The organism is Paraburkholderia sediminicola (assembly GCF_046026895.1).
In the GTDB taxonomy this organism is placed as follows: domain Bacteria; phylum Pseudomonadota; class Gammaproteobacteria; order Burkholderiales; family Burkholderiaceae; genus Paraburkholderia; species Paraburkholderia sediminicola_C.
This window is the reverse complement of sequence record NZ_JAQQEU010000115.1, coordinates 1-15811: the sequence shown is the minus strand read 5'-3', so window position 1 is coordinate 15811 and position 15811 is coordinate 1. Positions and strand designations below refer to the sequence as shown.

9 protein-coding genes and 1 pseudogene are annotated in these 15811 nt (G+C 57.9%); 6 read left to right on the top strand and 4 right to left on the bottom strand.

Going from position 1 to position 15811, the window contains the following annotated elements:
* Positions 1 to 345: 345 nt before the first annotated feature.
* The 4 genes from PQR02_RS37365 to PQR02_RS37350 all read left to right on the top strand — a co-directional run bounded on the left by PQR02_RS37365 (position 346) and on the right by PQR02_RS37350 (position 4297).
* Positions 346 to 609, top strand: a complete 264-nt coding sequence (locus PQR02_RS37365) for a hypothetical protein (protein WP_408242872.1) — start codon at positions 346 to 348, stop codon at positions 607 to 609.
* 89 nt (positions 610 to 698) lie between these two features.
* Entirely contained in the window at positions 699 to 1862 is a 1164-nt protein-coding gene (gene ampC / locus PQR02_RS37360; protein ID WP_408242871.1) for a class C beta-lactamase, read from the top strand.
* A gap of 22 nt (positions 1863 to 1884) precedes the next feature.
* Complete coding sequence (locus PQR02_RS37355) at positions 1885 to 2286, top strand: cupin domain-containing protein (RefSeq protein ID WP_408242870.1); 402 nt, start codon at positions 1885 to 1887, stop codon at positions 2284 to 2286.
* A gap of 634 nt (positions 2287 to 2920) precedes the next feature.
* A complete protein-coding gene (locus tag PQR02_RS37350) occupies positions 2921 to 4297 on the top strand; it encodes a tetratricopeptide repeat-containing glycosyltransferase family protein (RefSeq protein ID WP_408242869.1) in 1377 nt (458 codons plus the stop codon).
* A 123-nt stretch (positions 4298 to 4420) separates the two neighbouring features.
* On the opposite strand, the pseudogene PQR02_RS37345 reads toward PQR02_RS37350, so the two are convergent.
* The 3 genes and pseudogenes from PQR02_RS37345 to PQR02_RS37335 all read right to left on the bottom strand — a co-directional run.
* A pseudogene (locus PQR02_RS37345) lies at positions 4421 to 4834 on the bottom strand (transposase); the annotation flags it as partial.
* A gap of 1251 nt (positions 4835 to 6085) precedes the next feature.
* Positions 6086 to 6775, bottom strand: a complete 690-nt coding sequence (locus PQR02_RS37340) for a response regulator (RefSeq protein ID WP_408242874.1) — start codon at positions 6773 to 6775, stop codon at positions 6086 to 6088.
* Between the two features lie 288 nt (positions 6776 to 7063).
* Positions 7064 to 7735, bottom strand: a complete 672-nt coding sequence (locus tag PQR02_RS37335; protein WP_408242873.1) for a response regulator — start codon at positions 7733 to 7735, stop codon at positions 7064 to 7066.
* A 277-nt stretch (positions 7736 to 8012) separates the two neighbouring features.
* Here PQR02_RS37335 and PQR02_RS37330 point away from each other — a divergent pair, with 277 nt between their 5' ends.
* Both PQR02_RS37330 and PQR02_RS37325 read left to right on the top strand, forming a co-directional pair.
* Positions 8013 to 11378 (top strand): hybrid sensor histidine kinase/response regulator, encoded by a 3366-nt coding sequence (locus PQR02_RS37330; protein WP_408242868.1) that lies wholly within the window; start codon positions 8013 to 8015, stop codon positions 11376 to 11378.
* An 853-nt stretch (positions 11379 to 12231) separates the two neighbouring features.
* Entirely contained in the window at positions 12232 to 12903 is a 672-nt protein-coding gene (locus PQR02_RS37325) for a septal ring lytic transglycosylase RlpA family protein (protein WP_408242867.1), read from the top strand.
* Between the two features lie 944 nt (positions 12904 to 13847).
* On the opposite strand, the gene PQR02_RS37320 is transcribed toward PQR02_RS37325, so the two are convergent.
* Complete coding sequence (locus PQR02_RS37320; RefSeq protein WP_408242866.1) at positions 13848 to 14654, bottom strand: response regulator transcription factor; 807 nt, start codon at positions 14652 to 14654, stop codon at positions 13848 to 13850.
* Between the last annotated feature and the right edge of the window lie 1157 nt (positions 14655 to 15811).

Genomic DNA, 15811 nt, shown 5'->3' with positions numbered 1-15811 from the left:
ACCTACTTTCCAGTCTATCCTGCGATGTGCCGGTCGCGGCCTACGAAATGCGCGCTGGTAAATACGGCGACAGACCGCCTTATCTGTCGTTCCTCCAAAACCGCTTTCCCAATCTATAGATAATCGTATCCGGCGGTGCGAGGCGCAATAGCCGGGCGCGTACGTGCGTCTGGAAAAATAACAGAAGACGTATGAGAAGAGTCTCTCTTGACCTTATCGTTTTCTGGTCGGATATGGCAGGCTTGAGCGGGACCGTGTGAAGCTACTTATCCTGGAATCAACGGCTGAAACTGCTTGCGTCTCGTTGGCTGTGCAGGTGTTGCGTGACATTTATAGAAATCCAAAATGAAAAATCCGAATGACAAGCGGAATGCAATAGTTGGGGCGTTACTTGCCTTCGTCAATCTGGGTGAACATGAAGAGCGGGAGTTCATTGCAACAATGAATCTTTTGCTTCGCGTTTCTCCCAAGAAACGACGGGAAATGATCGAGCAGCTAAGGCAGGATGCGTCCCGGGGAGAAGAGTTCGTCGGGATTGCAGCCAGGCGCGGCCCGTCACCTTCTTCCGGGCTCCGGTCGGTTGATGCAAGTTTTCCGCCCGGCTGTTGAACCCGTTGTGCGGGCGGAGTTCGATGTGGTTTGGTCGCACGGCGACGGGGCAGGTAAAAATTAACGCTAGAAGTTGGAGGTTCAAGTCAATGAAATTAAGAGCCGTAAGCCTTATGGTGCTGACCGCGTTGCCATGCACGATTACACCCGTCAGCCACGCGGAGGACGATCAGCAAGGCAGAATCAGGAGTGCAGTGAACCGCGCCATAGAGCCGGTTATCGCGGACAACGGCATTCGTGGTATGGCGGTCGGCATCATCGACGGGGACAGGCACTACGTTTTCAACTATGGCCTGGCGTCGACGGAAACAAGAAAGCCCGTCACGCGCGATACCTTGTTCGAACTCGGTTCCGTCAGCAAGACTTTGACGGCGATGCTGGCGTCGTATGCGCAGGTTAGCGGCTATCTGTCTCTGTCGGATCCGACAAGCAAGTTTCTCCCCTCTCTGCAGAACAGTCCGTTCGGCAACGTGAGTCTCCTCAATCTAGGTACGCACACTCCGGGTGGCCTCCCGTTGCAGGCACCCGACGACATCAGCAACAACGATCAGCTGATGCAATATTTTAAAGAATGGCAGCCCACCTATGCGCCGGGGACCTATCGGACTTACTCCAATATCGGCATCGGAACGCTCGGTCTGATCACGGCGAAGAGCATGGGTGAGGATTTTGACGGGTTGATGGAACGTCAACTGTTTCCGGCGCTCGGCATGAAGAGCACGTACATCAACGTGCCCGCTGCGAAATTGCCCGACTACGCGCAAGGCTACACAAAAGACGGCGCGCCGATCAGGATGGCGCCAGGCGTACTGTCGTCTGAAGCCTACGGCGTTAAGTCAACCGCGGCCGACATGATTCGCTTCGTGGAAGCCAATATGAATCTGATCCGGTTAGACCGGAAGTTTCAGCGAGCAATCACCGATACACACACCGGCTACTTTAAAGCGGGGCCAATGACACAGGATCTCATCTGGGAGCAATATCAGTATCCCGTCACATTAAAGACCCTTCTGGAAGGGAACTCGTCAGCGATGATCTTCAACGCAACACCGGTTACTGAAATCAAGCCGCCGCTGGATTCACGCAAGGATGTCTGGATCAACAAAACCGGTTCGACCAATGGCTTCGGCGCTTATGTCGCATTCATTCCGCAGAAGCGATTGGGAATCGTGATTCTCGCCAATAAGAACTTCCCGATCGATGATCGAGTAACCGCTGCATACCAGATTCTCACGTCACTGGCCAACGGCTAACAATGAACCTGGAGACTCTCCAATGAAACGCTTTTTCTACCTTCCTCTTATCCTGCCGGCCCTGATGAGCATTCAGCCCGTCGAAGCTGCCGATAAAGCCCCTGCGGCCAAGGATACTGTCGTTTTGCAACGAGTCGCAATCGCGGGAACAGATCGCGAGATGTGCATGGGCATTGCCGAATTTCCTCCCAACGCGTCAAAGCCTCGACATAAGGCGACGGGGCCTGAGGTCGCCTACGTGCTCGAAGGCGAGGTAACGGTGCAGGTCGATGGTCAGTCCACACAAGTCGTTCATGCAGGCGAGAGCTATCGGATGCCGGCTGGTGTCGTCCATGTCACCACTGCCGGACCCGCAGGCGCAAAGGTCATTGCGACCTGGGCTTGGGTACCGGGAAAGCCATTCAATATCCGTGTGCCGGACTGACGCGGGCCAGCACTCGCCAACACGCTCGCGCGTATTGCCCCGACTGTTCTCACCAGTCAAGGAAGGTGTTATCTACGGCAAACACGCGTACGGCAGGAAGCTGTACGCCCTTCAAGGTTTACCAACGTGCAATTGACGGCGAAGCAGCGCACCGGAGGTCGCTAAGCCCGGGACAAAAAACGGCCCCTGGAGGCTGGATGCAATGACGCAAATCGACACGTTTGACAGCGCTCGGTTGCAAGCCAGGCGCGGACAATTCAGATTGCTTGACAATTACTCTCGGACAGCGCGCGTTACCATTCAGGCACAAGCACATCGAATCGGTACTCTGGCCCTCTCCACAACATTCGTCCACGAACACGTCTGGGCAGATTTCCGCGCAGCCCCTCGCAAACAAACGGGATCCGACATTCATGCAGCCACCAAGGTCGACACGCAAAACCACCCCATCCGCCCTGTTGAACAAATTGGTTCCTCGGCGTCACACAGCTATCCGCGACGCCAATACGTTCAATCAGCAAGCCGTCGCACTCATTCGCGCCGGCCGGCAAGAAGAAGCGCTTGGCCTGTTCGAAGAAGGATGCCGCCTGCATCCACGATCCGGTGACCTGTGGAATAACCGGGGCGACTGAGCATGGAAAAGGGCAACTTCCCGGCGGCAACCGAATGCCTGAACGAGGCTGCCAGACTAGAGCCGACGAACCCCGACATCATGAACAATTTCGGCGACCTGTACTATCGACAGAGGCATTATGCAAAGGCGTCCGATGCCTTCCGCCGTGCGCTTGCGTTAAGGCCGGGTCATCAAGCGGCAAGTAACAATCTTGCGCTGTCCGAACAGGCAGTGGCACAGGACCTTGCCACTCGGGGCGAGTTCTCCGCAGCCTCCACACACTTCGAGACGGCCCTCCGATATGCGCCAGACAATATAAATCTGCTCGTTGCCGTGGCACTCAATCAGCGTCATATGGGTGCGAACGATGTAGCTATCACGTGGTTGAGAAAGGCATGCTCTCTCGCAGAAGCCGATGCCAGCGCTGACGGAGTATTTCTCCAGCGGCAGCTCGCGGGAGTCCGTTACACGCTAGGTACCACGCTGTTACGCGAAGGCCTGTACGGCGAAGGCTGGCCGCTCTACGAATTTCGTCGTGAGGCGCACAATGACGTGCCAGCCTGCCCACCCGGCTTGCAACAATGGGACGGCAATGCGGTACCGATAGGCAGCCGGATTCTCGTGGAATGTGAGCAAGGGCTTGGTGACACGATCCAGTTCTGTCGCTTCGTGCAGCGACTGGGTACCTGGTTTGATGGCATCACGTTGGCAGTACAAAAGCCGTTAGTCGATCTGCTTGCACGGAGTTTTGGACCGGACATTGCCGTGACCGGAACAATGCCTCCTGCCCGAAGGCCTCTTACTCACTATGCAAGTTTGCCGTCACTGCCAGCACTTTTAGGCGTGAGGCTGGACGATCTGAAACCAGACACCAGATATCTGCTTCCGGACGAGAATCGCATCGCCGCTTGGCAAACGCGCGAACGGTCTCTGTCACCGGCCTTACGCGTTGGTCTGACGTGGGGTAGCAGCAGCGGGCTCGCAGACAACACCATGCGCAACGTTGCCTTCGACGACATCCGTATCTTGCTCGATATCCCCGGGGTGCAATGGTTCAGCCTGCAGAAAGACGCTGATCCAGCGCTTTTCGAGGGCACGTCGCTCATCAACTGGATGAACGATGTACACGATTTTCATGATACGGCGGCTCTGGCGAAAACGCTGGATCTCGTTATCAGTGTCGACACATCGGTTGTGCACCTTGCGGGCGCAGTCGGAGTTACAAGCTGGCTCCTGAACCGCTACACGGGCGAGTGGAGATGGCTCGCACAAAGTGGTCAGTGCCCATGGTATCCAAGTATTGAAGTGTTCCATCAGGAACGCTACGGCGACTGGCGCCCAACGCTCGCCCGGGTGCGGGAACGGCTGCACCAGAAAGCCGGGCAAACTGCCGCATGATTCTTCCCGGCGTCGAGCCGCTAGAACCATGAAACGCGTCAGCCGCTACTTTGCGCAGCTGGAGTGTTAGGCAATTCTCATTACCGGTCCGCATGAACGAGCATGACCATGGCGAGGATGCGCGAAGCGCAGCCCTGCCAGGATTGCGGGCAGGCGCTCGTAGTCGCATGCGAGGCGCCTGAACCGGTTGAGCCAGTCGAAGCTGGCTCAGCCATCCAGCAGCACGAAGCCCTTCTTCGCTTCGGGCAGCTTGATGACCTGCAGCTCAATGCGTTCGTCACGTGCGGCCCCAAGGCAGAGTCGCCTGTATAGGCCTGATCGGCAAATGCAAGTTGCACCGTTTGAGCGGTAACATCCTGAATCTGACGCCCACGCTCGGCCACTTGTGCATGCTCGTGCTCGTTGGCCGGCGAAATGGGCGGCGCAAGCAAGGACCAGCGTGTCGACCGCCATATGAACCTTGCTGCCCCGCTTGCGCTTATGCCCGTCGTAACCCCTTCGCGGACCGCTTTCGCGCGTCAACCTTACAGTGCGTCCAGCACATCAGAACCGTGATGGACGGGCGTCGCGTACGGCTGGATTGACCCGACATTAGAAAAAGCAGGTGCGGTAATGAGCATGGACGCCGCATTGTCCACGCTCAAGTGCGAATAGGCGGAACAGGGTCTAGACGAGGAGGAAGTACTCCACCAGCGCGCGAATGAAACCCGGCTGATGAAAGAGCTGAGGCTTGAATTGCGGGACTGGCTGGCAGCGTGGCCGCAGCTGAAGCGGGAAGCATCGCTGACCCCAAGCGACACCACCGTCTAGTCAAGCCACGCAATAACGGCGCAATACAAGGCCAGCGTCACCGACAGCAATAACAGAGCGTGTAAAGAGTCCATGAATAAAAAACCATCGAAGGCGGTTTGATGCGCGCCATCTATCCAAGCCACACCACGGCGACACCGGACAGAAGTAGCAATAGCGCCAGCGCACCCATTGTGTAGAAGGAATCCATCCCAAACTGCGTTTTATCCGACAGCGACCTCATGCCGGGCGACGTGCGGCAAATGTATTTCGCAGCGCGGAAAACGGATGCCGCGGATAGTGCTGGCAGTGGCTGTGATGTGTGATGCCGGCACGATAGTGAAGTTGTGTTACTTCGATCAAGCCAGATGGACTCAGGGCCACCTCCAAAAGAATCTGGGGCACAGAATAAGCCTTCCGATGGGCACTTGATATCGGACACGTCGCAAACAGATCATGCCCCCATACCCTGACATACTGATCGGAAATGGGGTGACCGGAATGCGCCTCAGCGTGCGACGCGAGCAATCTGACACATTGACACCAATCGTCAAGGTATGCGCGCAGCGAACCGTTGTGACGCTGTTCTCCAGCGCGTCAGATTGGGCAGCGTCATCCCTTGGCGCCTCGCCAGCACCGGTGAAAAACTAGATCCGAGCCGAACGTCGTTTTGATTCAGTGTTTTTTTCGCCTGCGTATAAGCAGATTCGCGTTGATTGGGGTGTTCAGGATCTCAATCTTTGACTTCTGGCTGAAGCGGCCGCACCGGCAGCTACATCGAATCCGTGGACAAGGTCCCGCGAATCAACGTACTCTGCGTTGCTGGCAAGTAGTGCTTCGATTACTCCATTTTGCCTTCATATCGGACACGTTCGCCAAATTCTGGGGCACCCCTAAGCCCGGGCGTCAGCACAGCATCACCGATGAGAACGCCCGAAAAACGATCGACGATAGGGCGGCTTCGAGTTATTGATAGTTACACGCCACCAGCACTTGCAGTTAGCGCGGCAATGCCTTCTCGGGTGTGGACTCTACCTGATTGACGGAATCGGCAAATCCGCTTTCGAATGCAAACCTGAATAGATCGGCGTCACGCTCGATGCCCAGCTTACGCATTGCAGCCTTTTTTTGCGCGCTCACGGTCTGCTTCGTCCGATTCAATTGCGCAGCTATTTCGTTAATCGTTGTCCCGGCTACATAGAGGCGCACGACCTCTGTTTCCCGACTCGAAAGATCGGATAGGCATTTGGTTAGGAACTGCATGGGTTTGCCCGCCTCGACATGCCTGCTCATGCTGGGGGAAAAATAGGTTGCGCCCGCGTGCACAGCATGAATCGCGGTAATCAGATGACCGATATCCTTTGTCTTGTTCAGCACGGAATGAATGCCGATTCTCCGCATTTCGGCAGCAATGGCCATGTTATCGATGGTTGTGAATACGACAATCTTGATGTCAGGATGGCGGCGCCGCAAAAAAGACAGCATGGCCATGCCGTCACCGTATTCTCCGCCCGGCATCGCATAGTCTGTGATGAGAATATCGCACGGTACCCGCGACAAGAAATCGACGATTTCAGTTGAATCACGTGCCGTTCCCACGACATTAAGCGTGTGCACCAAGGATAATTCATGCTTGACTCCGGCTATCAAGACCGGATGGTCGTCGGCAAGTATCAGGTTGATTCTCATGGCGGCTCTCAAACGATTGTCTGCGGTATCCCGTAACTTCCCAGGGGCCTTCAATGTATCGTCCATGAAGTGGCGCCAATTTAGAATTGGACAAATTCGAACCGAAAATTTGTCTGACTTGTTCGAAATGTCGTTTAAGTCTCAGCGGTATCGTGTTGGGTTGTCCGAGACGCGATACTCAAGACGGGGCGTATTCGTCAGGAACCGGGCTGGCCATAGGCGAGCCCGGTAAAGGCATGCCCTGCGGCAACGGGTTCACGACTGGCGGTTCTTCGGCGATGGGATCGCTCATTCATCCGGTTTGGGGGCGTCTGTCGCCACCTCAAGTCCCGTTTCGTATGCAAAACGAAATAAATCAGCGTCTCGGTCTATACCGAGTTTGCGCATTGCCCGGTTCTTCTGCGAACTGATCGTCTGTTTTGTGCGATGCAGTCGCTCGGCGATTTCGTTGATGGACAGACCCGACACAAACATCCGGACGACTTCCATTTCACGTGGGGACAGTTTCCGCGTACGTGCGTCCCCGGTGGCCGTGGGCTCCGGAAGCGCACCCTCTCCGCGCGACGTCGAGCGAAAGTACGTAGCCCCGGCGTACACCGCATGAACCGCGGAGATCAAATGGCCTGTGTCCTGGGATTTGCTCAATACCGCATGCACTCCAAGCTTTGCGATCTCCTGGGTGATGGCGGAGTTTTCTATCGTTGTGAAGACCACGATCCTGAGCTTCGGATAAGTTCTCCGCAGATAGGTCAGCAGAGTGATGCCATCGCCGTACTCTCCACCGGGCATTGCGTAATCGGTGATGAGGACATCACAGGCGACTGCGTTCAGCAGTTTGACAATCTCGCCGGAGTTTGCGGCTGTACCGACCACATCCAGAGTGGGAAGTGCAGATAGATCGTGTTTGATGCCCGAAAGCAATGCGGGATGATCGTCGGCGAGTATGAGGCGGATCTTCATTTTGCTCATGCAGCCCTCCGCAAAATAAGGATGAACCGAGGCGTGATCGATTGTGAATGTACCGGAGACTGACCCGGCCTCAAACCCGGAGTGACACCGTAGGCAGACAGTCATATTTTTACGGGTCTGATTGTGATTGCATTTTGAATCATTCAAGTCAGATTTGCGAGACCGTCTGCTCCAGACTGCGCTTCGTGCCGTGATAATCGTGTTCAACGAGCGCGCCACGGAATCACCTGCGACGCGCTGCTTACACAGAGCATGAACCGGTGTCGCCATGTCGTCCAGTCCACAACATAACGCCTTGAATCAGCTGCGCCGCTACAAGCGGCTACTTGTATTCGGCAGCGGGCTGCTGACGACGATAATGATGCTGCTCGCGTTCGCGCTCGCCACGATGGCGGCTGTACGCGCGCATCTTGCCGAGGAGCGGCAGGCGTTTATCGTCGACCGCGATCTGATTATGGGGCAGATCAGGGCAAGCGAAGAGTCTTTCCGCACCGGGCTCGTCGGCGCCGAACTGGCATGGCAAGAAAACCCGCAGGTCGATTCCACGCTTGTCGAACGCTTTCGTTCACATGGGTATCAATTCGCGCTTCAGCCGTCGCCCGCGGTGTGGCCGCAATGGATATTCGGTATCGACGGTGACGGGCTGCCAGACGATGATATACGTCGCTATCTGGCTCTTGCGGAGCTACTTGGTCGCGCTCGTACGGTTCATTCACTGGCACGCGGGCAGCAGCTCCCCGGTTATTTCTACGGCACGCGGCACAATGTTGCCGGCGTCATGCCTTCGCCCTCATTCGCTGACGCACGCCTGACCGCGACGCACGCCGACCGTCAGCGTCTGATGGCGGCCCTCGCGGACGGCCTCGACAACCTGGCTGACCTCCGTGCAAGGGGGCAACCCGATCAACGGCCTCCCATGTTCTGGATGCCGCCTGCTGTCAGTCCGCTGACCGGCAAGATGGCGATCCGCCTCGCTGCGCCTGCCTTCCATGATGGTTTGCCGTTCGCGACATTGGTGACAGAATACGCCCCGGATTTTCTGACCGCGCCGCTGGGCGTGGACCGGTTCGATGGCACGTATCTGATTGTGTCGAGCGACGGGAAGACTGTCGCGAGCACGTCCGCCCGTAAGGCGGACTCCACACTCATGGATTTCGAGCACGCATCGGACATCGCGAAGACGATCGGCAATACTCGCCACGAAGTCTGGCGGGACGGTGTTTTCACGATTGCAGAACGCCTCGGCGATACGGGCTGGGTGCTTGCTTACACCTTTACGTGGCGTGATGTCGCTGTCGGCATTGAGAAGCAGATCTATGTCAGCGCGGGGATGACGATCGCTACGCTCGCGGCGGTATGGGCGTTTCTGACGTATTTCAGGCGACGCGTTTTCCGGCCTGTTCTCGAGCGCTCGGAACGCGTATTCGAAAGCGAGCACCTCAGCCGGACGCTGATCGAAACGGCACCGGTGGGTCTGGGGCTGATCGCGATGAAGTGCGGGACGCCGATGCTTTGCGGACCGACGATGGTTGAGTTGGCGAGGCGCGTAGTCGTGCCGGCGCTGGCGGCCGAAGTGGCCGCGCGTTACCGCCAACACAGGGAGCGCGAGGGGAGCAGTGGCAACGACATTACGCACGAAGAGCTGACGCTGCCCATGCGCGACGGCGGCCTGGTCGACCTCGAGGTGAGCGTAGCGCCGGCGCGCTACCGGGGCGAGGACGTGCTGGTGACGTCGTTCACGGACGTGACGGCTCACAAACGCCTCGAACAGACATTGCGCGAGGCGAGGGAGGCAGCGGACCTGGCCAGTGCCGCCAAGTCGGCCTTTCTCGCGACCATGAGCCACGAGATCCGCACGCCGTTGAACGCGATTCTCGGCAACCTCGAACTGCTGTCGCATTCGCGGCTGGACGCATTGCAGCGCGACCGGCTGAAGACGATCCGCGGGTCGTCAGACGCACTGCTCGCGATCATCAGCGACGTGCTGGATTTCTCGAAGATCGAAGCGGGCGAGATGACGCTTGAGCACATCGGTTTCGACGCGCTGGAGGTGGCGTCGCGCTCGTTGACGATGTTCGGGCCGCTGGCGCGTATGAAGGGTGTACGGCTGTCGGGCGATTTCGGCGTGGTGACGTCGCTGCCGATGCAGGGCGATCCGACGCGACTTGGTCAGGTCGTCAACAACCTGCTGTCGAACGCTATCAAGTTCACCGAGCATGGCGAGGTGAGGCTGCGGATTTCGGTGGCGGACAGCGCGACGCTGTTGATCGAGATGGAAGACAGCGGCATTGGCATGACGGTGGAGCAGCAGGCGGCGGTGTTCGAGCCGTTCAGCCAGGCGGACACGACGATCAGCCGCCGCTTTGGCGGCACGGGGCTCGGACTCACACTAAGCGCACGGCTCACACGGGCGATGGGCGGGTCCATCACGGTGCGCAGCGAGCCGGGCAAAGGTAGCTGCTTCACCGCGCGGGTGCCGCTGGGCAAACAGGCAGTCGCGCCTGCGATGCCGCGTTTTGACGGCGAGACGGTGGCGTTCGTCGCTGCGGCCGATGCATGGCATGTGTATGCGGTGCCGGCGCTGTGGGCGTGGGGCCTGACGGTGCACGCGTCCCGGCACCCGGTGCAGATCGACGAGGCGACGCTGGACGAGGTGGCGGCGATTATCCTGTGCGGCGAGCGCGAAACGTGGCATGCGGATGAAGAGAACCGGCTGATCGAGGGGGCACGTTGGGTGATCGACTGTAGCGCCGAAGGTCCGGGATCGCCGGTGGCGACGGGCCGCCTCGTGAGTGTGTCGAGTTTCGGTCTGATGGGACTGGCGAGCGCATTGCAGCATGTATTGCGGGCCGCGCCGCTGGAGTCGGCGCACGAGATGCCGCAGGTGCTGCAGCGCCCGCTGAAAGTGCTGGCAGTGGAGGACCATACGGGCAACCGCATGCTGTTAGAAGAACAACTGAAGCTGCTCGGCTGCGAGGCGGTGCTGGCGGAAAACGGCAAGACGGCGCTCGCACGACTGGTGTCGGAGAGGTTCGACGTGCTGCTGACCGACCTGTCGATGCCGGAGATGGACGGCTATACGCTGGCGGGCGAGGCGCGCGCGCGTTGGCCGGGAATGCCGGTGATCGCGGCGACGGCGGCCACCACGCTGGAGGAGCGCAAGCGCTGCGAGGCGGTGGGCATCGCACAGGTGGTCAGCAAACCGCTATCGCTGGAACGGCTGCGGACGGCGATGTCGGAGGTGGCGGGGCTGCCGGCTGCTGCCCCGCAGGTGGACAACATGCGGACGGACGTTACGCGGACGGAAGATACCGGGGAAGATTTGCTGGGTGGTCGGGCATTGCCCGACGAAGTGAGGCAGGCGTTTCTCGCGTCGTTCGAGGTGTCGATCAAGACGATCGCCGTGACGCAACGGAACAACGACGCGGTGCGCATGCTTGCCGAACTGCACTCGTTGCGCGGTACGCTAGGCGTCTTCGGGACGGGCGGTTTAGAAGAACAGTGCGCGCGACTGGAAAGCATGGTTCGTGACCAAGGCGTAGCGGCTGCCGCGGAGATGATCGAGGCCTTCGACACGCAGGTGCGTGCAGCGATTCTGCTTCACATGCAGCACCACGCGAAGCGCTTTATGTAGTTCGGCGCGAATTTTAGCTCAGCGCCTTGCGCGACAGAACTTTCATATAGATGCTCCGGATTGCTGCTCGAAACTTGACAATTCTTGAATGTCTGAATCGGCATCCTTGCGTTATCCTTCGGGCCAAAGGTCTTTGAGTCGAGCGCGTGCTTCTTTGACCAAGACCTCACCACTTTCCTTCTGTTGACGATTGCGGCGAAGCGAAGTGATCGTTTGGACTACGCAATTGAGCGGGCGTTGGCCACGCGCGAGTCTTCTGATTGCGGGCGCACACGATCCTCCTCCCGCTCGCGCGATCGCTGGTTCTCACGTGCGACGGTGATCCGGCCGCTGATGAGGTCATGAATTCAATTGCAGAGATATTCCTGTTGGCGAATGCAGGGCGTTCGAACTCGTCTGCGTTCGGCGACGTTTTTCTCCGACGCACTTCGACCTCAGTCAGACGGCCTTCTGCACAGCTTCCTTGTTTGCAATTCCCGTGAGAGGCTTTTTGAGAGGAACCTCGGAACAACCTCCCGTGCGATCCTCGTTGAGGCTTATCAAAGGATGAGTGCGCTAAGAATACGTGCAGACATTGTTACTCAAGGTCGAGCGCGTGAGCAGCAGCAAGAGGGACATTCTGTGAACGACTCTGAAGAGACGCAGCGGATGATCGAACGGCTGGCCGCGGAAAGCGTATCAGCGATGGCGATGATGGCCGAATACGGTCTGATGCCACGCAGGCGTCGCCGTCCGCACAATAGGGTTTTGATGAGAAAGCGGCGCCGCCATAGGCCGACACTACCGGGTTCGCTGCTCTCAGCAGGCGTGGGCTTAAGGTCCTGAAGGCAACTAATCTCATTCAGTAGGTTCGATGAAGACAGTGCATCAGTGGTGTAAATCTCGATTCCCCGTTTTCCCGTTCGTCGCCGTTGCGGCCGTTGCTGCAACGCTTGGCGGTTGCTCCCTCGCCCCGTTGAGAACATCGCCGGCTGGTGTTAGTGATCCGGGTTACGTGACAACGAATACAACGCCGCCTGTTGCACCAGGCTTCTATCGCGTCAACACCGGCGACAGTCCGGCAAGCATTGCGACCTCATTCGGACGCGCACCTTCCTCGATTGCAGGCTGGAACCTGTCGTCGATTGCCGACCCCCTCTTGCGTTTCAAGCAATGCGGCTCTGCATCCTGGTATGGCAAGGCTTTCAATGGTCGTCGGACGGCTAGTGGGGAACGCTATGACATGCGTGCGCTTACCGCAGCGCATCGCACGCTGCCGTTGGGTTCATGGGTACGCGTGACTGCGCTCGGAAACGCACGATCAATCATCGTGCGGATCAACGATCGCGGACCTTACACACGTGGCCGCGTGATCGACCTGTCATATGCCGCGGCGGTCGCGCTGGGCCTGCAGCGTGCCGGCTCTACGCGGGTGGAGATCGACGGCGTCGAGCAGCGGGGCAGTCAGCACCTGGCAGTTGATGTACGCATCCAGCCTCACACGATGAATATGAGCAATTTCCCGTTTGCCTGCTTTGGAATTTGATAATTCTCGCCATCGTGGTGATTGCGTGCCTTTTTAAACCGGAGAGCGCCGAACAATCTGCTTAATGGCGGCTTCATTTTCACTGGACTGGCGTCGATCGCGATAGCCTTCGACGCGATGCTTACCTCGTGATCTTTGCAAACCCACGCAGCCGTTACGAGGCATTCAACTCGCTCGGAGGGTCGGGCCGCGAGCAGCGGATCCGCAGCAGTCCGTCGTCGCGCGTCATCGCACCCGAGAGGAAAGGCGTTCACCTGGTTTGAGGCTGGAGATCCGGCGGTCTCGGGGCTCCATGGTGGCGACGAAAAGCCCGACGATGAGACTTTGGCGGACTGCACCCAAGCGAAGCGGGGAACTGGGCAATTAACTCGTTTAAAGGCCGATTATAGAGATCTTTGCGCGTGGTTACGGAAAGCCCGCGCCGAGCCTATGATAATTAGGTTTCCTATCGTGATATCAAAAATTTCATATATTATAAGGCGCGGATCGAGGTGATTGTCATCAGCGGCGTTATGGGTGTGACCCGCAACTGCCGCTCGTCAACCTAACTGGAACCGAACCTGCACAAGCTCACCTGCTATCTGGCCGCTGTCGCCGCACTCTCGATCGGGTTGACCGGCACCGTGTTGGCACATGAGAGCTGGAACGGGCACATCACCGTCGTGATGAAGTCAATCACCGGATGGAAAAGAGGGACCACCGTATCCACTGCCAAGGGAGGGAAGGTGAAATGTCCCGCGCAGGAGACACCTCGTCACATCGCGACGACAACGTCATGCAACAGCACGGCGTTAGCGTGTTGACCCGGTAGGACAATCACGCAGGCGGGCAATTCAGGCAGTGAGATCCCGGCGGGGTCTGAGAGACGAGCAGTTGGAGACCACAATGCAGACAGCGTACACGTGGTCTCCAATTTTAGTACTGCGGACTCGACCGCACACCGGCTAACAATGATAATTGCCTTCCGGTTCATTTGCTAATTCGCAGTGGATCTTGTCACGAACTGGCATTAGGCTTTGGGTAGCACCATCGTTCGCGTGATCTGTCATCACTGCGGCGCGAGGCTGGCCAATATCATCCAGTCTGTAGCCGTCCGCATAAAAAGTGGTGAGGCGCGCGCCGTTTTCCGGACGCAGCTGCAGCTTCCTGCGAAGCCGGTAGATATGGGTATCGATCGTTCGGGAGCCGCCATCCAGTGTTTTACCCCACGCCAATTTTTCCAGAAGAGCTCGTGAAACTATCCGGCCCGCGTTGTCAAAGAGGCAGGCGATGACGTCGAACTCTTTAGTCGTCAGTTTGACCGCGGTACCTTGGAAAGAAATGTTCCGCTGTGTCGGGTCCAGAACGTACGCGCCAATCCTTATCGATTGAACGGGTTTCGAATTTCGTTGGGCCCGGAGTAATAGTGCGTTTACTCTTGCGGCCAGCCCAGCTGTATCGAATGGCTTGATCACATAGTCATCGGCCCCGGCTTCGAGTGCATGAACAATTTCGACTTCGGGAATGCTGCGCGTGAGAAACAGGAAAGGGGGCTCGACCCCCAGATGCGAACGAATCCAGTGCAATATATCGAATCCGCTCATGCCTGGCACTTGCCAGTCAAAAATCACCAGGTCGACCGCGTTGTATTTTAAAAACCTTACGGCACTCTCGCCACGGGTGACCTTGATGACGTCGTGCCCGCATGAATGCAGCACTCTTTCGGTTTTGGCGGCCTGTGCGACGTCGGCTTCTACCATCAGGATACTCATGATCTTTCGCCCCTTTTGTGACTGTCCGATGTCCGCAAGTTTCCGCGGTTGAGTGAGTCGGCGCGTGCTCGTGGCATTGCGTGACGTCGTGAATGAAGGTTAGTAAGTGTCAAACGATAAACGAGCCCCCCAGACGGGGAGGGTCTCGGTTATTTGATTGGGGGCGCCCGTATGTGTTTCGTCAAACATCAAGGGGGCGGATACTGGTTGGTAGGAGGTGCCGTCACGCAGCACGCGAACAGCAGGTCGCGGGACTGCGACCGTTTCCGACCGCTGCGCTGCGTGAGACAAGGCCAGGGAGCCTTTACCGGAAACTACCTGCCGCTTGACGCGCGGCTGGCGTCGACACGTGTCGCACTCAATGCTCGGCCCTACCTGGGGGCGGCGGGGGTGAAATGCCACCTGCTGATACAGCGCTATTGACTTGGGGGCCCGTTAAATCGGTTTGCGCCTCATTTCTGCGCGTCACATTTGCCCACTGTTTCTCCATGGACGAGTGGTAATTTTGCAAAACGCAGAACCGATCGAATGGTTTTTGTTGACGCCCCCGTCCACAGGACCGTTTCCGGCGCTGCGGGAATGCGCATATCTGGAACATCGAAAGGAGCAAACGAAATCATGTGTTTGAGCAACTGGATAGTAGTCCTCTGCTGTGCCTACATGGAATACACCACATGGCAAGAAAGGAGCGTCTATCGGCGAACGGTCGACTATGACAGGGTTGTCTGGTGCTAAGTGAGCAGTGCGATTCAGCGGTCGCTTGCAGGTGGCACGGTGGACCTGCTGGCGAGCAGCAGCCATCTGCTGTTTGGCAGCACCTATAGCGGAAACTTCGGGCCGCAGATGACTGGCGTCCGGGTCTCGCGGAAGTGCTGGACGCGCGGCCAATGTCACCTTGCAAAGGGCAGGTTCTCCTGCGTTTGCAGGTCCGTGGCTGATTGATTCCGGCGGCGTGCTCAATGCCAGCGCGCTTGGGCAGTTGGGCACGGCATCCATAGCGGTGAGTGGCGCGCTGAACCTGAACGCCCCAGGCAACTTCGACAAAGTGCTGACCGGCAATGTTCTTCAGAGGTGGCCGCGCAAATTCGGACAGTCGGATAGAGGTGGCGCCGAGAATTCGGACAGATCGGTAAGTGGAAAAGCTGGGGCGTGAGTCG